Genomic DNA, 20,559 nt, shown 5'->3' with positions numbered 1-20,559 from the left:
TTTTGGGAGAGTTACTTTCCAAGAAGAAATGAAAAGCCCCAAGAGCTGTGACGCTCTCAGGGCTTTTATCATTTCAAATTGAGGTAGTGTTTAGTCTGGCACTACAATGTCCTCCATGCGAGAAGCGTTTCGAGAGGCTTCCAAAAGGCGCTTACTCTCCATCTCACTCTTAGATGCCACTACAATCTTATCGTATTCACGAAGACCTGTACCAGCAGGAATGAGGTGACCGCAGATGACATTCTCCTTTAGAGCTTCTAGCTTATCAACCTTTCCTTCGATAGCAGCATTATTCAACACCTTTGGAGTCTCTTGGAAGGATGCTGCCGACATGAAGCTATTGGTCTGTAGTGCTGCACGAGTAATACCCTGAAGCACCTGCTTAGTAGTAGCTGGAAGTGCATCACGAACCTCGATCGTCTTCTTATCGGCACGCTTGAGTAGGCTATTCTCCTCACGTAGATGGCGAGTTGTGATAATCTGACCCTCAAAGAAGCGAGTAGATTCACCTGCGTCAGTGACTACTTTCTTGCCCCAAAGACGGCTATTCTCTTCTTGCACCTCTAGCTTATCTACGAGTTGCTGCTCAAGGAAGTTAGTATCACCAGCGTCAATTACCTCTACCTTACGCATCATCTGACGGACAATGACCTCGAAGTGCTTATCGTTGATAGACACACCCTGTTTGCGGTAGACATCTTGAACGCCATTGACGATATAGTTCTGTACCGCATTAGGTCCGAGAATCTCTAGGATATCAGTAGGTGATACGGAACCATCTGACAATGGCTCACCTGCACGAACGAAGTCGTTTTCCTGTACAAGGAGCTGACGTGTCTGACTAATCTGATACTTACGCTCTTCCCCTGTACTACTAGTGACAATCACTTCACGGTTACCTCGGCGCACACGTCCTAGAGTTACCTCGCCATCAATCTCAGCAACAACAGCTGGATTGGTAGGGTTACGTGCCTCAAATAGCTCAGTAACACGAGGAAGGCCACCGGTAATATCACCAGACTTGACTACGGTACGAGGGATCTTGACAAGGATATCACCTGCCTTGACACTTGCGCCCTGTTTCTTTGTTAAGTGCGCACCCACTGGAAGGTTATAGGTCTTGATAACATCTCCCTCCTTATCTGTAATAGATAGTGCTGGGGATAGGTTACGATCCTTACTTTCAATGATGATACGATCGGAGTGACCTGCAGCTACATTGGAGTCGGTCTGTACGCGGAAAGTAGAACCCTCTACAACATCTTCGTACTGCAACTTACCAGCTGCCTCGGCAATGATAACCGCATTGAATGGGTCGGTCTCAAAGATAATATCATCTGCTTTGACTTCTACACCAGACTCGATAAAAAGCTTTGCACCATAAGGGATATTTTCGGTGATGAGGGTCATGTGGGTATGTGGGTCGATAACACGCATCTCAGCCTGACGACCAACGACCACCTTGAATGACTTACCCTCTTCGTCCTTAGCATCTACGGTTCGAAGCTCATCTATCTCAAGAATACCATCATACTTAGCTTTGATCAAACGCTCGATGGTATCGGTACTTGCCACACCACCGGCGTGGAAAGTACGGAGTGTAAGCTGTGTACCAGGCTCACCGATAGACTGGGCGGCTACGACACCTACGACCTCACCCTTCTGTACAAGGTGATTGTGGGCGAGGTTGCGACCATAGCACTTAGCACACACTCCATGTTTGCTTTCGCAAGTGAGTACTGAACGAATCTCGACCTCTGTAATAGGTGAGCTTTGGATTTTCTCTGCCTTGATCTCGTCTATCTCATCTCCAGCAGCTACAAGGAGCTCTCCAGAAATTGGATGGATTACGTCATGAACAGACACACGACCTAGGATACGCTCATAGAGTGAAGCTACGACGTTGCTACCCTCCTTGATCTCCTTACGGACAATACCACGGAGTGTACCGCAATCCTCTTCGGTAATAATCACATCCTGCGACACATCCACGAGACGGCGGGTGAGATATCCTGCATCGGCGGTCTTGAGAGCCGTATCTGAAAGCCCCTTACGTGCACCGTGGGTAGAGATAAAGTACTCAAGCACAGAAAGACCTTCCTTGAAGTTGGAAAGGATAGGGTTCTCCATTGTCTGAGCACCTTCACCACTTCTCTGTGGCTTAGCCATAAGACCACGGATACCGCTAAGCTGCTGAATCTGGTTGGCAGAACCACGAGCTCCAGAATCCATCATCATAAAGATTGGATTGAAACCCTGATCGTCCTCCTTTAGCTCCTTCATAAGGATTGCAGAGAGGTTGTTATTGACATTTGTCCAAACATCAATGATCTGATTGTAGCGCTCATTATTGGTGATATTACCCATATTGAAATCATCAACAATCTCACTAACCTCCTCGTATCCCTCTTGGATCAGCTCTCCCTTCTCTTCTGGGATAATCACATCTGAAAGGTTGAAGGAAAGACCACCCTTGAAGGCCATATAGTAACCAAGATCCTTAATATCATCGAGGAACTGTGATGTACGAGAAATACCACAATACTTAATCACATCTCCAATGATGGTGCGCAGACTCTTCTTTCCGATTACCTGATTGAGGTAACCAAGTTCGGCAGGAGCCTTGCTATTAAAAAGAAGCCTACCGTATGAGGTCTCGACAAGATGTCTAATTGGGTTACGATCCTCATCTAGGTCATCTACCATTACCTGAATCTTGGCATGAATATCGATCTTACCATTGTTGTAAGCGATGCGTGCCTCCTCTGGAGAGTAGAACTTATAGCCTTCTCCCTCAACTTCATCACGGAGCTTAGTGATATAGTATAGACCAAGCACCATATCCTGTGATGGCACAGTAATAGGGGTACCATTAGCAGGGTTAAGGATGTTGTGTGAAGCTAGCATGAGGAACTGAGCCTCAAGGATAGCATCGTTGGAGAGAGGTAAGTGCACTGCCATCTGGTCTCCATCGAAGTCGGCGTTGAACGCAGTACAAGCTAGTGGGTGCAGACGGATTGCCTTACCCTCGATTAGCTTAGGCTGGAATGCTTGGATACCAAGACGATGTAGGGTCGGTGCACGGTTTAGAAGCACTGGATGACCCTTTACCACATTCTCAAGAATATCCCAGATAACTGGTTCGCGACGGTCTACAATACGGCGAGCACTCTTTACGGTCTTCACAATACCACGCTCTATCAACTTACGGATAATAAATGGCTTGTAAAGCTCAGCTGCCATATCCTGTGGCAGACCACACTCATGCATCTTCAAGTTTGGACCTACGACGATAACCGAACGAGCAGAATAGTCTACACGCTTACCTAGAAGGTTCTGACGGAAACGTCCCTGCTTACCCTTGAGAGAGTCGGTAAGAGACTTAAGAGGACGATTAGAGTCGCTCTTCACAGCACCCGACTTGCCGCTGTTATCAAAGAGACTATCTACAGCCTCCTGAAGCATACGCTTCTCATTGCGAAGAATCACCTGTGGTGCTCTTGTCTCAATCAATCGACGAAGACGATTGTTACGAATAATCACACGACGGTAAAGCTCATTGAGGTCTGAAGTAGCAAAACGTCCACCATCCAGAGGTACGAGAGGGCGCAGATCTGGTGGAATCACAGGAACTACATCGAGTACCATCCACTCTGGACGAGTATAGCCGTGACTTGCACGGAAACTCTCTACGACCTGAAGTCGCTTAAGTGCCTCCTTCTTACGCTGTTGAGATGTCTCCTTAGAAGCCCTAGCACGGAGCTCATAGGAGAGGGTGTCAAGGTCAACCCTTGCCAATAGTTGCTGGATAGCTACAGCGCCAATATCCGAGAGGAACTTGTCATGGTCATCATCCTCGAGCTCTGCATTACCTTCTGGAAGAGCTTGGAGACGATCCAAGTACTCCTCCTCTGTCAGCAAATCACCTACAGCAAGATCTTCAAATGGTCCAGGTTGAACCACCACGTAGCTTTCGTAATAGATTATCTTCTCAAGCTTCTTGGCAGGGATACCCAATAGGTAAGCAATCTTATTAGGCACAGAGCGGAAGAACCAAATATGTACGATAGGCACCTCTAGCTTGATGTGCCCCATACGCTCACGACGCACCTTCTTTTCTGTAACCTCTACCTGACAGCGGTCACAGACAACACCCTTGTAGCGTACCCTCTTGTATTTTCCACAATGGCACTCGTAGTCCTTTACTGGGCCGAAGATGCGCTCGCAGAATAGCCCATCGCGCTCAGGCTTATATGTACGATAATTAATGGTCTCAGGTTTGGTAACTTCACCGTATGAGTTTTCGAATATCTCTTCTGGGGAAGCGATACCAATACGAATCTGATTGAAGTTGGACTTTATCTTTGTATCTCTAATGAAAGCCATATCTCTTTCTTTATATCAATAAGGGGTGTGCTGAATATCACTGTAGTTCGAAGCTTAGACCAAGACCCTTAAGCTCGTTAAGCAGTACGTTGAGCGACTCAGGAATACCTGGAGTTGGCATTGGACTACCCTTTACGATAGACTCGTAAGCCTTTGAACGACCTACAACGTCATCACTCTTAATGGTGAGCATCTCCTGTAGCACATGAGCTGCGCCATAAGCCTCTAGAGCCCACACCTCCATCTCTCCGAAACGCTGACCTCCGAACTGAGCCTTACCACCAAGTGGTTGCTGAGTAATCAGAGAGTAAGGACCAATAGAACGGGCGTGCATCTTATCGTCAACCATGTGACCTAGCTTGAGGAAGTAAGTAACACCAACAGTAGCAGGCTGATCAAAACGCTCACCAGTCTCCCCATCGTATAGGTAGGTACGTCCATTACGTGAAATACCAGCCTTATCTGTCCATTTGTTAAGGTCTTCAAGCGAAGCCCCATCGAAGATAGGGGTAGCAAACTTAACTCCTAACTTCTTACCAGCATAACCCAATACAGCCTCAAATATCTGACCAAGGTTCATACGAGATGGCACACCAAGCGGATTAAGACAGAGGTCTACCGGCGTACCGTCAGCGAGGAATGGCATATCTTCGGTACGAACCACCTTAGAAACGATACCCTTATTACCGTGACGACCTGCCATCTTATCACCGACCTGAATCTTACGTTTCTTAGCGATAAGCACCTTCGCATTCTGGATGATACCGTTAGGTAGTTCATCACCAAGAGTAGAGTCAAACTGTTTACGACGATAGTCACTCTCTATCTGCTTGAGCTTCTTGATATAATTTCCTAGGAGTTGACTGATTAGCATGTTACTCTCATCATCCTCTGTCCAATTGGCGAAACCAATCTCCTCGTAATTGAGCTGCTCAAGGATTGTGTTATTAAACTTAACCCCTTCAGCAACAACGACGGTGCCCATATAATCTTCTACGCCTCTACATAGTTTACGAGCTGTAAGCTTAGAGAGTTTAGAAATCATAGTCTTTCTGAGCTGATCCTTCTCACTTGCCTCATCCTCCTCAAGCTTCTTCTTAAGCTCACGGGTAGAAGTACGGCTATTCTGACCCTTCAAAATCTTAGAGAAGAGGAAGGTCTTGTAAACCACACCACTCAGAGATGGATTAGCCTTAAGAGACGCATCCTTTACATCACCTGCCTTCTCGCCGAAGATAGCGTGGAGCAACTTCTCCTCGGGTGTAGGATCACTTTCCCCCTTAGGGGTAATCTTACCCACTAGGATATCACCAGGATGTACTCTAGCACCGACCCTGATAATACCCCTCTCATCAAGATCCTTGGTAGCGTCTTCACTTACATTAGGAATATCACTAGTAAGCTCTTCTACACCACGCTTGGTTTCACGAACCTCTAGGTTGTATTCGTCTACATGTACAGAGGTAAAAAAGTCCTCACGAACCATACGCTCACTGAGCACGATAGCATCCTCATAGTTATATCCCTTCCAAGGCATATAGGCGACCATTACATTACGACCCAGTGCTAGCTCTCCGTTCTGAGTTGAATAACCCTCCGTAAGTATCTGACCTGCCTCAATTCTATCACCCTTCATCACGATTGGACGGAGGTCAATAGTAGTACTCTGATTCGTCTTTCGGAACTTTGGAAGCTTGTAAACGACTAAGTTATCGTCAAAGCTAACAAATTCCTCATCCTCGGTACGATCAATGCGCACTCTAATCTCGTTTGCATCTACATACTCAATCACTCCTGAATGATCTGAGGAAATCTGACTACGAGAGTCGTGGATCACGACACCCTCCAGACCAGTACCCACGATTGGAGCATCGGTTTGGATAAGTGGCACAGCCTGACGCATCATGTTAGATCCCATGAGTGCACGGTTAGCATCATCGTGCTCCAAGAATGGAATGAGCGAAGCTGCTATAGAAGCAATCTGCATAGGAGACACGTCCATAAGATCCACCTCTGATGGTGGTACTACAGGGAAGTCCGAACCATAGCGGCTCTTAACGGTATCTCTTATGAAAGCTCCCTGTTCATCTAGAGGTGCATTACCCTGACCCACAGTTTTATCCTCCTCTGCCTCGGCAGTATAATACTCTACACCCTCAGGAGAGAAATCCACCTTACCATCCACTACCTTACGGTATGGAGTAGAGATAAAGCCTAGTTCATTAATCTTTGCATACACGCAAAGAGAGTTAATCAAACCGATATTAGGACCCTCAGGTGTCTCGATAGGACAGAGACGACCATAGTGGGTATAGTGAACGTCTCGCACCTCAAAACCAGCACGATCACGACTGATGCCACCAGGACCAAGTGCTGAAAGCCTACGCTTGTGCGTAATCTCAGCAAGAGGGTTGGTTTGATCCATAAATTGCGAGAGTGGATTGGTTCCAAAGAATGAATTGACCACGCTCGATATAGTTTTAGCATTAATAAGGTCTACAGGAGTAAACACCTCATTATCTCGTACATTCATACGCTCCCTTACGGTGCGTGCCATACGAGATAGACCTATACTAAATTGCTGTGAAAGCTGCTCGCCTACAGTGCGTACGCGACGATTACTCAAGTGATCGATATCATCGATAGCCGCTTTACCATTCTTCAGTGCAACTAGATACTGGATAATGGCAGAAATATCTTCATTAGTAAGAACCTTAATCGTATCATCAATTTCAAGGTTCAATTTCTTGTTAATACGATATCTACCTACGTCACCCAAATCATAACGCTTGTCTGAAAAGAAGAGGTTATTAATCACCTCCATCGCAGACTGCTCATCCACAGGATCCTGACTACGAAGCTGCTTATAGATATAATACACAGCTTCCTTTTGAGAGTTAGAAGGATCCTTTTGTAGTGTATTAGTAATTACACTATAGTCTAAACCAGTTTCAGAATCAGCCAGAAGAAGAATTGTCTTTGTACCGGACTCAAGAATGCGCTCGATATTATCCTCCGTGAGTTCCTCATCACGATCAAGAATAATTTCGTAACGGTCTAGAGAAACCACCTCACCAGTCTCCTCGTCAACAAGATCCTCTACCCAACTATTAAGAACACGTGCAGCAATCTTTCTCCCCACATGCTTATTGAGGTTGCTCTTTGTCACTTTAACCTCCTCGGCAATTCCAAAGAGATTAAGGATATCCTTATCAGCCTCATAACCTATCGCACGAAGAAGCGTAGTAACAGGAAGCTTCTTTTTACGATCGATATAAGCATACATTACATTACTGATATCAGTGGCAAACTCTATCCAAGAGCCCTTAAAAGGGATAACTCTTGCAGAAAAAAGCTTGGTACCATTGTTGTGTACGCTCTCACTAAAGAATACACCAGGTGAACGGTGCATCTGCGATACCACTACACGTTCCGCGCCATTAATAATAAAGGTACCTTGTGGAGTCATGTATGGAATCTGTCCCAAATACACATCCATTACTGAGGTATCAAAGTCCTCATGATCAGGATCTGTACAGTACAGCTTCATCTTAGCTTTCAAAGGTACATTATAGGTGAGACCTCTAGTAAAGCACTCCTCTATGGTGTACCTTGGTGGGTCAATGAAATAATCCAAGAACTCCAGCACAAAGTTGTTGCGCGTGTCATGGATAGGGAAGTTCTCCATAAAAACTTTATAGAGACCCTCATTTTTTCGCTGATCAGATGGAGTATCAAGCTGCATGAAGTCACGGAATGACTGCAACTGTATATCCAGGAAGTCTGGGAATTCCAGAGGGTTCTTAATCGAAGCGAAACTTATTCTCTGTGTACTATTTCTTGGGGACATAAAAAACCTTAAAAAGCCAAAAACGAACAAAGACACGAAAAGGTTAAGAACCCACTACCTATTTTTCGTGGGTTCTTAACCATCACCTGTATATTCTACAGGGAGAACAAAGTGAGATTACTGAATCTCTACCTCTGCACCAGCCTCCTCAAGAGCAGCCTTAAGTGCATCAGCCTCAGCCTTGTCTACACCCTCCTTAAGCTTAGAAGGAGCGCCGTCAACTAGATCCTTAGCCTCCTTTAGACCAAGGCCCATATGCTCCTTAACAGCCTTAACGACCTGTAGCTTAGCAGCACCAGCAGACTTAAGAACTACATCAAATGCAGTCTTCTCTTCTGCAGCATCACCAGCAGCAGCAGGACCAGCAGCAACAGCAACAGCTGCAGCAGCAGGCTCGATGCCATACTCGTCCTTAAGGATATTCTTTAGCTCAGAAACCTCGATTACAGTTAGGTTTACTAGTTGTTCAGCAATAGCTTTGATATCTGCCATAATCTTATATATGTAAATATGGTATTTATACTTTAAAATTAAATCTTATTTCATGGAGTGACCTCCACGTCAGTTATATTGTCGATGGTCAATCAAACGCGCTCTTCGAGCGTCTTGAGTAGACCATGGATAGTACCACCAGCTGAATCCAGTGCAGAAACCACACCTTGGATTGGACCATCGAGAAGGGATAGGATATCGCCGATAAGCTCCTCCTTGCTCTTCACGTTTACAAGTGCCTCTAGCTTGTCAGCACCGAGATACAGACTCTCCTGTACGTATGCAGCCTTAAACTCAGGCTTTGCCTTCTTGTCAGCATCTGCAGGCTTATTCTCCTTAACGAAATCTTTAATCAAGCGAGCTGGTACATTTGCAGTCTCAGCAAACATGATTGCAGTATTTCCTTTTAGGTACTCAAAGATAGGAGAGAACTTCTCCTCATCAATCTGAGTAAGCGCAACACGTACAAGTGAATTCTTAACCATCATCAGCTTCACTCCCTTATCGAAGCAAAGACGACGAAGACCACTTGTCTTATCAGCTGGGAGCGCCTCTATGTCGACTAGGTAGAAATTTGGATATTGCTCTACCAGACCGACTAGGTCGCTAACTACTGATGATTTCTTTTCCTTATTCATATACTATGCGTGTCTCCTTTTCTCTGGTGTTAGTTACTCTTTCACATCAACGGAGCGAGGATCCACCTTGATACCTGGGCTCATAGTACTTGACAGGAAGATACTCTTGATATAAGTACCTTTAGCAGCACTTGGCTTTAGCTTAACAAGCGTATTGATAAACTCTCTAGCGTTATCGCTAATCTTATCAGCGGTGAAAGACACCTTACCGATAGAGGTATGAACAATACCAGCTTTATCTACCTTAAAGTCGATCTTACCTTGCTTTACTTCACGCACAGCAGTACCTACTTCGTTAGTTACAGTACCACTCTTAGGGTTAGGCATAAGTCCACGAGGACCTAGGACACGACCGAGTGCACCAATCTTACCCATCACAGATGGCATAGTAATGATCACATCGATATCAGTCCAACCACCCTTAATCTTTTCGATATACTCGTCCAGACCTACGTAGTCAGCACCAGCCTCTTTAGCTTCAGTCTCCTTGTCAGCAGTACACAGTACCAGCACCCTTGTCTCCTTACCAGTTCCGTGGGGTAGTGATACTACGCCACGTACCATTTGGTTAGCCTTACGTGGGTCAATGCCAAGACGGACATCCACATCCACAGAAGCATCGAACTTTGTAGTAGTAATCTCCTTAACAAGAGATGATGCTTCCGATAGTGTGTATACCTTTCCAGGCTCAATCTTACTCAGGGCCAACTTCTGATTTTTAGTCAGTTTACTCATAATTCATCAATTGGTCTTGATTATTGAACATCCTCTGGAAAAGCGCCCTTCACAGCGATACCCATACTTCTAGCTGTACCAGCTACCAATTTCATTGCACTTGCAATAGTAAAGCAGTTAAGGTCAGGCATCTTATCCTGAGCAATAGCTTTTACATCGTCCCAAGTGATGGTAGCAACCTTTTTTCGGTTAGGCTCAGCACTACCGCTCTTCTTCTTAGACTTCTCAAGTAGCTGTACTGCTACAGGAGGGGTCTTTACAACGAAGTCAAATGACTTATCGCTGTAGTAAGTAATGACTACAGGTAGAACCTTACCAGCCTGATCCTGGGTTCTGGCGTTGAACTGCTTACAGAAGTCCATGATATTGATTCCCTTAGAACCAAGTGCAGGACCTACAGGAGGAGAAGGATTAGCAGCTCCACCTTTGATTTGCAGTTTAAGCTGACCAGCAACTTCTTTTGCCATGATTAAACACTTTTTCTTATTAAAAACTCACTCGTAGAAAAGTACATTCAAGTACATAGGTTCATCGCCTTCGCCTCAGCGACACTACTACCAGACGACTTGTAGCATTTACAACTACTTTGGTAACACCGTCCTCAGAGTAGACTGATCCCCTAGTTATGGCATACTCTCCTTTTCCACTTGCACGAAATCCACCTCCATAGAGGTCTCTCTGCCAAACACTTTGACAAGTATCTTTAAGCGCTTACGATCCGAAAGCACCTCAGTAACTTCACCGAAAAAGCCTGAGAAAGGCCCGAAGACCACCTTCACACGCTCGCCTTCAATGAAGTTCAGTTCGCTACTATCCAAAGATTCTGGAAGAGTATCAATAAGCTTCTTGATCTCGTCAACATCCCTTTGGCTCAAAACCTCAGGATTATCATCGTCTAAGCCCAAAAAACCTAATACATTAGGAATACGACGAAGAGTAAACTTCGTTTCACCCACCAAACGAGCCTGCACGAACACATATCCAGAGTAATAAGGACGAGTGCGCTCAACTCTACCACCCTTAGCTGTCTTATTCAGCTGGTAGTAGGTTTCCATTGGCACTAATACTTCACCTACATGCTCTCTAAGCACAGGCACAGCATCCCTCATGCTCTCGATATAATCAGCTACGTCCTTTTCCTTACCAGTAATGGTACGAAGGACGTAGTAATGCATCTGCTGGTCTTCCATCAAAATAAACTTCAATAGTAGCTATAAATTTCTCTCCTAAAAATTAGGCAAGAAATCCGTAAATACTAGTCATAATAAATTCGAACGCCTTGTCCACCAAGAAAATGAATACTGACATAACTATGGAAGCAAATAGAACCAGTATTGCACTGCTCGAAAGCTCCTTCTTGGTAGGCCAAGTCACCTTATAACGCAACTCTTCAAAAGAATCGCGAACGTAAGAGACAGCTCTTACAAAGAAATTGGATTTCTTCTCTGGGTTAGCCATATAACCGTTGTATCTTATATACCTATAAAAAAGCACGGGCAGTAAGATTCGAACTCACGACACCTGGTTTTGGAGACCAGTGCTCTACCAGCTGAGCTATGCCCGTGTATAAGAAGTGATAAAGTGGGGGAGAGTGGCTCTCCCCCACTCCATACACTTCAATTATTATTTTCTCCGTCTTCCGACCTAATATTAGTCAAGAAGCTCAGTGATCTGACCAGCACCTACTGTACGACCACCCTCGCGGATTGCGAAGCGAAGACCGATGTTACAAGCTACTGGATAGATAAGTTCTACCTCGATAGTTACATTATCACCAGGCATTACGATCTCCTGACCCTCTGGAAGAGTGATCTCACCAGTTACGTCAAGCGTACGGATGAAGAACTGTGGACGATACTTGTTCTTAAATGGAGTGTGACGACCACCCTCTTCCTTCTTAAGTACATACACCTCAGCCTTGAAACGAGAGTGTGGCTTCACACTACCTGGCTTACAGAGTACCATACCACGCTTAATCTCATCCTTATCGATACCACGAAGGAGAAGACCTACGTTATCTCCAGCCTCACCAGTATCAAGAATCTTACGGAACATCTCTACACCAGTGATTACAGACTTCATCTTGTCTGCACCAAGACCAATGATATCAACCTCGTCACCAGTATTAACAACACCAGTTTCGATACGACCAGTTGCTACAGTACCACGACCAGTGATTGAGAATACATCCTCTACTGGCATTAGGAATGGCTTATCGATATCACGTGGAGGAAGTGGAATCCAAGCATCAACCTGCTCCATAAGATCACGGACTGACTGCTCCCACTTAGCTTCGCCATTGATAGCACCAAGAGCAGAACCGCGAACTATAGGAGTGTTATCGCCATCGAACTCATAGAAACTAAGAAGCTCACGCATCTCCATCTCCACGAGATCAAGCATCTCCTCATCGTCAACCATATCACACTTGTTCATGAACACAACTAGACGAGGCACGTTCACCTGACGAGCTAGAAGGATGTGCTCACGAGTCTGTGGCATAGGACCATCTGTAGCAGCAACCACGATGATTGCACCATCCATCTGAGCAGCACCAGTTACCATGTTCTTTACATAGTCGGCGTGACCAGGGCAGTCAACATGTGCATAGTGGCGGTTAGCAGTCTCATACTCTACGTGAGAGGTGTTGATAGTAATACCACGCTCCTTCTCCTCTGGTGCGTTATCGATAGAATCGTAAGAGCGAAGCTCAGTGAAACCATCCTTTGCAAGCACAGTAGTAATAGCAGCAGTAAGAGTAGTCTTACCGTGATCCACGTGACCTATCGTACCGATATTCACGTGTGGCTTCGACCTGTTAAAATGTTCTTTTGCCATAGTTCAATAACAATAAAATATATTTGAGTTTATATTACATCTCAGTCAAGACGCAAGAAGCAACAGCAACACTCTAAGGCATTCTACCATTCTCTTAGCGCAGAGTTAAGTATCATCTATACGACTCTCTACGCACCCACTCCACGCACCTTGTCCCTCATATTCTCTTGAGCCGATGCCGGGATTTGAACCCGGGACCTCTTCCTTACCAAGGAAGTGCTCTACCACTGAGCTACATTGGCAATCACAAACAATGTGAGCGGAAGACGGGGCTCAAACCCGCGACCCTCAGCTTGGAAGGCTGATGCTCTATCAACTGAGCTACTTCCGCAAATTTCCCAAAACGCCCGCTTACACGCAGAACATCTTTAAGACCTATAGTGGGCAGTGATGGATTCGAACCACCGAAGGCTAAGCCAGCTGAGTTACAGTCAGCCCCATTTGGCCACTCTGGTAACTGCCCATTACAGCGCCTACATTCCTAGCAAACCTTGCCAAGCAAGTATTGTAGGCTGAACTGGTTGCAAAGATACGCAACTTATTTCTTTCCACCAAACATTTCCCAAAGTTTTTTGATCCTACTCATTATATCCTCCACACAATATAATATAAATACACACTATACAGAGGAGGTCCCACACTAACCAATAAGGATATAATAAGGAATAATACGCACCATGAGCAAATCGGGAACAAAGTAAATAATGCTCTCGCATATATAACGATGGCGGCACAGTTACGCAACTATGCCACCACCTCACAACTCTCTCTGCAGTTATCCAATATCGTATCTACAATTGCGTTAGCATAGGACTGCAGTTAGTAACTCACTCTACAACCCAACGAGTGAGATGATTTAGATGTTTCTGGATATCCTGATCAGGATTACGCTCTTGTACCTCAATCAATTGCTGAGACACTTCAAAATCATATGCTGGAGCCTCTACATCCCGAATTACTCCGAGGGCAATTGGCATCCCTGGCTGGGTATGCATCATTGCCAGCAAAGAGTGCAACACATGATTTTGCGTAGTCGCATCGTGCACCAGAATATCTTCTAGTTTCACACCATTCTCTCCAATTGTCACGCTCTTGAGTTCAAAGCCCTCCAAAACAAGACCTTTATTACGATCCTTACCGTAAATCATAGGCTCGCCTTGCTTGAGCACAATGGTCATATCGTCACGCACTTCCTTATCGGAATACTGCTTATGGATACCATTATTAAAGATAACACAATTGACCAAAGCCTCCACAACAGCCGCACCTCTGTGCTTTGCTGCCGAGAGCAAACAATCCTTAGTAAGCGCCAACTCTACGTCAATAGTACGAGCGAAGAAGTTTCCCCTTGCACCCAAAACCAATTCCGCTGGGATAAAAGGGTCTTCCACCGTACCAAATGGAGAAGACTTAGATACAAACCCTCTATCACTTGTAGGAGAATATTGCCCTTTGGTAAGGCCATAAATCTTATTATTCATAAGGATGATATTAAGATCTACATTACGCCTAATCGCATGGATAAAGTGGTTACCGCCAATTGCCAGAGCATCGCCATCGCCAGATACAGACCACACACTGAGGTTTGGATTACTTACCTTGACACCAGTGGCGATAGAAGATCCACGTCCGTGAATCGTATGCATACCATAAGTGTTCATATAGTATGTCAGACGAGACGAACACCCGATACCACTCACAACCACTGTCTCATGAGGAGCGACACCAAGCTCTGCCATCGCCTTATGAAGTGAATTGAGGATGGCATGGTCGCCACATCCTGGACACCACTTCACAGGACCAGCACTCTTAAAGTCCCTTGGCTCGTACTTTAGACCATTGGGTTTTGCCCCGTTTACCTGATTTATCTTCATTGCATTATACTCCTACTAGTTATTTATTGCAGCCATTTAGGATCTGATTGACAAAGTCAACAATACCTTCGACCTTCAAAGGCTGTCCCTCAACCTTATTGTATCTAAAGATATTGAGACCGCTGATCTGACCCGAAATGAACTGAGCAAATTGACCCATACTCTGCTCAACAATAACGATATTCTTATATCGTCTGAGAACTTCCTCAGTATTCTTAGGTAGTGGATTGATAAACTTGAAGTGAGTCATTGCCACGCCTCTACCATCCTTCTCCATTTGGTCTACAGCAGAAAGGATATGTCCATACGTACTACCCCAACCAACAACGAGAGTATCTGCCGATTCATCACCATAAACTTCGAGTAATGGAAGTTCCTCAGCAATACGTGCAATCTTTTCCTGACGGAATTGAACCATCTTGCTATGGTTCGTTGGCTCAGTACAGATAGCTCCAGTATCGCTGTGCTTCTCGAGACCACCAACACGGTGCATGTACCCCTCTGAACCAGGGACAGCCCAGTACCGAACGAGGCTCTTCTCGTCACGCATATAAGGAGTCCAAGGTTTATCTCCCTTGTAATACTCCTGTACATAGCGTGGAGTGATAGTAGGATAAGTGCTTAAGTCAGGTATTCTCCAAGCCGAAGCACCATTACCAATAAAGGCATCTGTGAGCAATATCACAGGAGTCATGTGCTCAACAGCAATCTTAGCAGCAGTAAATGCGGCGTCGAAGCAGTCATTAGGCGAAGTCGCTGCAATCACCACTAATGGACTCTCTCCATTACGTCCATGTAACGCCTGTAGGAGGTCTGTCTGCTCACTCTTGGTGGGCAAACCAGTAGAAGGACCACCTCTCATCACATCGATAAGGACAAGTGGTAGCTCTGCCATCACCGTATAGCCCAGCGCTTCACTCTTAAGAGCGAGACCCGGACCAGACGTTGTGGTCACAGCCAGCGATCCAGCATAAGAGGCTCCGATAGCAGTACAAATACCCGAGATCTCATCCTCTGCTTGCACCGTCTTAACCCCGAGATGCTTTAGCTTAGCCAATTCATGAAGGATATCTGTAGCAGGAGTGATAGGATAACTACCGAGGAATAGACCTAGACCAGCCTTATCTGCTGCAGCCACCAAACCATAAGCGGTTGCAGTGTTACCGTTGATATCGGTATAATTGCCTGGCTTCTGATCACGCCCTTCGATACGATAGGTAGTGGTCGTAGCATGGATATTATGCCCATAGTTATATCCATCGGTAAGAATCTTCAGATTGGCTTTGAGTGCCTCCTGTTTCTTTGAGAACTTCTTCTGGAGCTGCTGCTCTGCTGGTGCTATCTCTTTATTATACAGCCAGAGAATAAGACCTAGAGCAAACATATTTTTACTCCTATCAATAGCCCTCACGTCCATACCTGTATCCTTGAGACCATCTCGAACCATCTCAGAGATAGGCACTTCAAGTACCTGAACATGGTTCAAACCGAGCTCTGTAAATGGATTGTCCGTCTTGTATTCTCCCTTTTTCAGCCCCGCTTCATCGAAAGCACTGCTATCAATGATAATGGTAGCTGTTTCCTTGATATTCTTGGTATTGACCTTGAGAGCCGAGGGGTTCATGGCGACCAATACATCTGCATAGTCACCAGGAGTATAGACCCCTTCAGTTCCGATACGCACTTGGAATCCCGATACGCCCCCAAGGCTACCCTTTGGAGCACGAATCTCCGCAGGGTAGTCAGGGAATGTTGATATCTGATTGCCCAATATTGCAGAGACATCAGAGAAGATTGAGCCAGTTAGCTGCATACCGTCTCCAGAGTCTCCTGCAAATCGTACTACCACATCATTTAGTACCTGGACACTTGGCTTTTCGTTCATAATATATTCTTTTTCCTTCGCTTTAGTTCATTGCCCAGATCTCTTCGTCTGTTGGCACAGTGATAGTTGTGGACATGCGTGCGATACGCGTGATATTCATGAGGTGCTTGTAAGTTAGGTTCTCTGAGATAGAGTTGTTACCCCAGCTACCGCAACCCAAAGTGGTGGTTACTGACAAACCGTTCTGAATAGAACCACCTGCCGTAATAGAGCAAGGTGCATTCACAATAAGGCGAGACACCTTAATATCATTACCTGCCTTGATAATATTACCTTGGTTATTAGAATGGATACCTGCAGAGTGACCGCTACCCTCCATATTGAGGTTCTCATTAGCGATAGCGATGGCCTCGTCAAAGTGCTGGTAAGGCAGACAAGTCATAACTGGGCACATCTTCTCCTTACAGATAAGGTCGGCAGTAGCTACTCCCTTGGCAGGCACTACGAGGATACGAGTTCCCTCTGGAATCTCTATACCAATCATCTTAGCGATGATCTCAACATCCTTACCAACTACATCGCGATTGATAGCGTTATTCTTGAAGATGGTATTCACAGCCTGGTCATGATACTCTTCAGGAACGAAGTAAGCACCATTACGCTTGAATGCACCGAAGATCTCTTCCTTATATTTCTCAGGATAGATGAAGCACTGCTCACCAGAGCAAATGATACCATTGTCGAAAGACCTACCTCTGATAATGATATCAGCAGCTTCGTCGAAGTCATTGATATTCTCATCGATGATTACCTGCACATTACCTGCACCTACACCGAAAGAAGGTTTTCCAGATGAGTAAGCAGAGTGCACCATACCCATACCACCAGTAGCGACTACTACATCCACTAGCGACATAAGCTCCTGAGTCTCATCAAGACCTGGAGTCTCTAGATACTGTACCAAGTTCTCAGGCACCTTTAGCTCTTTTAGCTTTGCCTTGATAAGCTCTATCGTATGCCCTGAGCAATTCTTTGAGCGTGGGTGAGGTGAAACGATAATAGCATTCTTTGCCTTCAGTGCGAAAGCGATATTTGCCATTGGGGTCACGATAGGATTGGTTGTAGGAGTGATTGCACATACAACGCCCACAGGCTTAGCAATCTTCATAAGACCTGTACCTTCCTCAACACCTATTACACCCATTGTCTTCTTGCCCTGAAGGTTACTCCAAACACCCTTAGACTTATTGCGGTTCTTAGCCACCTTATCTTCGTAGCGACCCATACCAGTCTCATCTACGGCCTCACGAGCTAGCATTTCGGCATTGTCATAAACCACCTTACAGAGCTCCTTTACTACATGGTCTGTACTCTGCTGGTCGAACTTCCTCTCAAACTCCTGCTGTGCCACCCTTGCGAGTGCCACCATCTCCTTAATATCCATAATGTTAGTATAATGTTGATTATTATTGGCTAGAACAATTTCTTATAAATATCTCTTATTTCATCCCTAGTCAGAGGCACATAGTTATTGGCAAGAAGCCTCTGCTGAGTAGCTATTACAGCATCTGCGAAGCCCTCAATCTCCTCCTCCTTCATACCATAGGTATGGAGCTCGTTCTTAGAGATAAGTGCTGACAAAAGCTTATCCATCTCCGCGAACACCTCAGATGGCTCACACACAAGCTCCTTAGCGAGCTTCTCTTTGAGCTCCACAATACGACCATTAGGCTCCTTCTGCTCATAGACCATGAATACCTCGGTAAAGAACTGATAGTTGGCCTCACCGTGAGGAACATGGTAAGCACCACCTAGAGGATATGAAAGCGCATGGACTGCTCCCACGCCAGCATTACCGAAAGCGATACCTGCAAAGTTACTTGCCATAATCATCTCTCCCATAGCACTAAAGCGGAAGGTCTCTCCACGTTCCTTGATTTTACGGAAGACATCGATGATAATGCGCCAAGCCGCCTCACTAAATATCTCAGTGTATGGATTAGCCTTAGGAGACACGTATGCCTCTACTGCGTGAATCAGTGCATCGATTGCACTACATGCGTAGAACTTAAATGGCAATCCCTTAAGTAGCTCAGGGATAATCACTGCATTATCAGCTACGATAGCGTCATCGGCAAGACCCATCTTGGTTCCCCTACTCTTTATCTCTGCAATAGAGATATTAGTTACCTCACTACCAGTACCACAAGTAGTAGGCACTACGATAAGCTGCTTGCCCTTCTCTAGTGGCAGCTTGCGGTCAAAGGCAAGTAACACATCATCCTTGAGTCCCTTGAGCACAAAGAGCTTAGAGATATCTATTACAGTACCACCACCAATAGCGATGACTCTATCAAACTCCTTGTCTTGCACGTCATGGAGTATCTTATTCATCATCTCGTCGGATGGCTCTCCCACACCATACTTCTCCTGCATCACGAAGTGACACTTGAGGTTACAAGCCTTCATAAAAGGCTCATATAGGAAGTCATTGGTGATTACCAAATCTCTCTCTCCAAGATTGAAAGCCTCTGCAAACTCTGCGAATGACTCGAAGCGATCAATAGTCGTCTTTAGCTTGAATAGTTGCATATTAGTATATAGAAATAGATTATTTTTCAAACCTTTCGGCATAAGCTGCCTCTAGCTCTGCCCTAAACTGTGGATGAGCGATAGCGATAAGAGCCTTGGCTCTCTCCCGTAGGGTTTTGCCTTTGAGCTTAGCAATACCATACTCTGTCACAATATAGTCCACATCGTTGCGTGGGGTAGTCACTGCTGCGCCCTCTGCGATAAGTGGCACGATACGTGATGAGGCACCACGGCTTGCTGTAGATGGCATAGCAATAATGCTTCTACCGCCCTTAGATCTTGCAGCTCCACGAACGAAGTCTACCTGACCACCAGGACCGCTAATCTGTCGCAACCCGATACTCTCCGAGACGACTTGCCCCATGAGGTCTACCTCCACACAGCTATTGATGCTCACCACATTGTCATTCTGTGCGATCACAAAAGGATCATTGACATAGTCCACAGGATACATCTCCACACTATCATTGCCATTAACAAAGTCATAGAGTGCCTGAGTACCCATCAAGAAGGTAGCTACAATCTTTCCAGGATTTATCTGCTTACGACTACCATTGATGACCCCTGCATTCACTAGCTCTAGAATACCATCAGAGACCATCTCGGAGTGGATACCAAGATCTTTCTTGTCCTTTAGGAATAGCAGTACAGCATCAGGGATGGCACCAATACCTAGCTGAAGGGTGTCGCCATCCTTTACAAGCTGGGCACAGTTCTTTCCTATAGCTTCTTCTACCTCCTTTATCTCTGTTGGGGCAATAGTATGCAGCGGATAATCCGCCTTTACGATATAATTTATTTTAGAGATGTGAATGAGATTATCACCGCCTACAAACGGCATCTGACGATTCATCTCTGCAATCACAATCTTAGCATTCTGGGCTGCTGGCTTGGTGTAATCACATGAAACACCGTAGCTACAATACCCTTCTTCGTTAGGATAAGAGACCTGTATCAGAGCTACATCAGGATCCAATAGCTCTCCTGGAGCCATCAGACTAGGCACCTCAGAGAAGTACCCAGGGAAGAAGTCTACTCTCCCCTCCTTCATGGCCTGTCTCATATTTCCACCAATAAAGTTGGTAATATGATGCAGATGCCCCTCCATCTCAGGAGCATTGCAAATACCTTTACCCAGTGTGAGCATGTGGAATACCCTCACATTGTGGTACGCTTCGTAATTATTGATTAGCGCATCCACACACAATTGTGGTGCTCCAGCGGCATGTGCCACGACCACTAGATCGTTGTCTTTTATGTGTGCAACCGCCTCTTCCGCAGTGACCTGCGGAACATTATCTAAGTTGTTCCAGTCCATATAATCGGTTG

Annotated in this window: 14 protein-coding genes and 4 tRNA genes; all 18 read right to left on the bottom strand. The window is 45.4% G+C overall.

The window, feature by feature from the left end; genetic code table 11:
• Nucleotides 1-90: 90 nt before the first annotated feature.
• The 18 genes from rpoC to IX315_RS02100 all read right to left on the bottom strand — a co-directional run bounded on the left by rpoC (nt 91) and on the right by IX315_RS02100 (nt 20,548).
• Nucleotides 91-4,386 carry a DNA-directed RNA polymerase subunit beta' gene (gene rpoC, locus IX315_RS02185; protein WP_018357753.1) on the bottom strand — a complete coding sequence of 1,432 codons (4,296 nt, stop codon included), beginning with the start codon at nt 4,384-4,386 and terminating at the stop codon, nt 91-93.
• 37 nt (nt 4,387-4,423) lie between these two features.
• Nucleotides 4,424-8,236, bottom strand: coding sequence for a DNA-directed RNA polymerase subunit beta (gene rpoB, locus IX315_RS02180; RefSeq protein ID WP_134849021.1), 3,813 nt, complete (start codon nt 8,234-8,236; stop codon nt 4,424-4,426).
• Nucleotides 8,237-8,353: 117 nt separating this feature from the next.
• Complete coding sequence (rplL, locus tag IX315_RS02175; RefSeq protein WP_018357751.1) at nt 8,354-8,728, bottom strand: 50S ribosomal protein L7/L12; 375 nt, start codon at nt 8,726-8,728, stop codon at nt 8,354-8,356.
• Between the two features lie 92 nt (nt 8,729-8,820).
• Nucleotides 8,821-9,366 (bottom strand): 50S ribosomal protein L10, encoded by a 546-nt coding sequence (gene rplJ / locus IX315_RS02170; RefSeq protein ID WP_018357750.1) that lies wholly within the window; start codon nt 9,364-9,366, stop codon nt 8,821-8,823.
• Nucleotides 9,367-9,399: 33 nt separating this feature from the next.
• Nucleotides 9,400-10,101 carry a 50S ribosomal protein L1 gene (gene rplA / locus IX315_RS02165; protein ID WP_018357749.1) on the bottom strand — a complete coding sequence of 234 codons (702 nt, stop codon included), beginning with the start codon at nt 10,099-10,101 and terminating at the stop codon, nt 9,400-9,402.
• 20 nt (nt 10,102-10,121) lie between these two features.
• Nucleotides 10,122-10,568, bottom strand: coding sequence for a 50S ribosomal protein L11 (rplK, locus tag IX315_RS02160; protein ID WP_018357748.1), 447 nt, complete (start codon nt 10,566-10,568; stop codon nt 10,122-10,124).
• Nucleotides 10,569-10,724: 156 nt separating this feature from the next.
• Entirely contained in the window at nt 10,725-11,291 is a 567-nt protein-coding gene (nusG, locus tag IX315_RS02155) for a transcription termination/antitermination protein NusG (protein ID WP_018357747.1), read from the bottom strand.
• A 43-nt stretch (nt 11,292-11,334) separates the two neighbouring features.
• Nucleotides 11,335-11,559, bottom strand: coding sequence for a preprotein translocase subunit SecE (gene secE, locus IX315_RS02150; protein WP_018357746.1), 225 nt, complete (start codon nt 11,557-11,559; stop codon nt 11,335-11,337).
• Nucleotides 11,560-11,592: 33 nt separating this feature from the next.
• Nucleotides 11,593-11,665 (bottom strand) — tRNA-Trp (locus tag IX315_RS02145).
• A gap of 86 nt (nt 11,666-11,751) precedes the next feature.
• A complete protein-coding gene (tuf, locus tag IX315_RS02140; RefSeq protein ID WP_018357745.1) occupies nt 11,752-12,939 on the bottom strand; it encodes an elongation factor Tu in 1,188 nt (395 codons plus the stop codon).
• 170 nt (nt 12,940-13,109) lie between these two features.
• Nucleotides 13,110-13,181, bottom strand: a tRNA-Thr gene (locus IX315_RS02135).
• 16 nt (nt 13,182-13,197) lie between these two features.
• Nucleotides 13,198-13,270, bottom strand: a tRNA-Gly gene (locus IX315_RS02130).
• Between the two features lie 50 nt (nt 13,271-13,320).
• Nucleotides 13,321-13,402: transfer RNA gene (locus IX315_RS02125), tRNA-Tyr, on the bottom strand.
• Between the two features lie 364 nt (nt 13,403-13,766).
• Nucleotides 13,767-14,813: a 2-oxoacid:ferredoxin oxidoreductase subunit beta gene (locus IX315_RS02120; protein ID WP_018357744.1), complete on the bottom strand. Its 1,047-nt coding sequence runs from the start codon at nt 14,811-14,813 to the stop codon at nt 13,767-13,769.
• 19 nt (nt 14,814-14,832) lie between these two features.
• Nucleotides 14,833-16,698, bottom strand: coding sequence for a 2-oxoacid:acceptor oxidoreductase subunit alpha (locus IX315_RS02115; RefSeq protein ID WP_134849022.1), 1,866 nt, complete (start codon nt 16,696-16,698; stop codon nt 14,833-14,835).
• A 22-nt stretch (nt 16,699-16,720) separates the two neighbouring features.
• Nucleotides 16,721-18,082 carry an aldehyde dehydrogenase family protein gene (locus IX315_RS02110; RefSeq protein ID WP_018357742.1) on the bottom strand — a complete coding sequence of 454 codons (1,362 nt, stop codon included), beginning with the start codon at nt 18,080-18,082 and terminating at the stop codon, nt 16,721-16,723.
• Between the two features lie 29 nt (nt 18,083-18,111).
• The gene (locus tag IX315_RS02105) at nt 18,112-19,230 is read right to left on the bottom strand and encodes a 4-hydroxybutyrate dehydrogenase (RefSeq protein ID WP_018357741.1); all 1,119 of its coding nucleotides are present in this window, start codon (nt 19,228-19,230) and stop codon (nt 18,112-18,114) included.
• Nucleotides 19,231-19,249: 19 nt separating this feature from the next.
• On the bottom strand, nt 19,250-20,548 hold the full coding sequence (locus tag IX315_RS02100; protein ID WP_134849023.1) for an acetyl-CoA hydrolase/transferase family protein: 1,299 nt from the start codon (nt 20,546-20,548) through the stop codon (nt 19,250-19,252).
• Between the last annotated feature and the right edge of the window lie 11 nt (nt 20,549-20,559).

The sequence above is a fragment of the Porphyromonas levii genome, assembly GCF_018206105.1.
In the GTDB taxonomy this organism is placed as follows: Bacteria; Bacteroidota; Bacteroidia; order Bacteroidales; family Porphyromonadaceae; genus Porphyromonas_A; species Porphyromonas_A levii.
The sequence above is the reverse complement of the archived record's forward strand: the minus strand, read 5'-3'. Positions and strand labels throughout refer to the sequence as shown.

What these genes read in the sequence shown, in the direction of transcription:
- rpoC (WP_018357753.1), bottom strand. Translation starts at nt 4,386, where the DNA reads ATGGCTTTCATTAGAGATACAAAGATAAAGTCCAACTTCAATCAGATT.
- rpoB (WP_134849021.1), bottom strand. Translation starts at nt 8,236, where the DNA reads ATGTCCCCAAGAAATAGTACACAGAGAATAAGTTTCGCTTCGATTAAG.
- rplL (WP_018357751.1), bottom strand. Translation starts at nt 8,728, where the DNA reads ATGGCAGATATCAAAGCTATTGCTGAACAACTAGTAAACCTAACTGTA.
- rplJ (WP_018357750.1), bottom strand. Translation starts at nt 9,366, where the DNA reads ATGAATAAGGAAAAGAAATCATCAGTAGTTAGCGACCTAGTCGGTCTG.
- rplA (WP_018357749.1), bottom strand. Translation starts at nt 10,101, where the DNA reads ATGAGTAAACTGACTAAAAATCAGAAGTTGGCCCTGAGTAAGATTGAG.
- rplK (WP_018357748.1), bottom strand. Translation starts at nt 10,568, where the DNA reads ATGGCAAAAGAAGTTGCTGGTCAGCTTAAACTGCAAATCAAAGGTGGA.
- nusG (WP_018357747.1), bottom strand. Translation starts at nt 11,291, where the DNA reads ATGGAAGACCAGCAGATGCATTACTACGTCCTTCGTACCATTACTGGT.
- secE (WP_018357746.1), bottom strand. Translation starts at nt 11,559, where the DNA reads ATGGCTAACCCAGAGAAGAAATCCAATTTCTTTGTAAGAGCTGTCTCT.
- tuf (WP_018357745.1), bottom strand. Translation starts at nt 12,939, where the DNA reads ATGGCAAAAGAACATTTTAACAGGTCGAAGCCACACGTGAATATCGGT.
- IX315_RS02120 (WP_018357744.1), bottom strand. Translation starts at nt 14,813, where the DNA reads ATGAAGATAAATCAGGTAAACGGGGCAAAACCCAATGGTCTAAAGTAC.
- IX315_RS02115 (WP_134849022.1), bottom strand. Translation starts at nt 16,698, where the DNA reads ATGAACGAAAAGCCAAGTGTCCAGGTACTAAATGATGTGGTAGTACGA.
- IX315_RS02110 (WP_018357742.1), bottom strand. Translation starts at nt 18,082, where the DNA reads ATGGATATTAAGGAGATGGTGGCACTCGCAAGGGTGGCACAGCAGGAG.
- IX315_RS02105 (WP_018357741.1), bottom strand. Translation starts at nt 19,230, where the DNA reads ATGCAACTATTCAAGCTAAAGACGACTATTGATCGCTTCGAGTCATTC.
- IX315_RS02100 (WP_134849023.1), bottom strand. Translation starts at nt 20,548, where the DNA reads ATGGACTGGAACAACTTAGATAATGTTCCGCAGGTCACTGCGGAAGAG.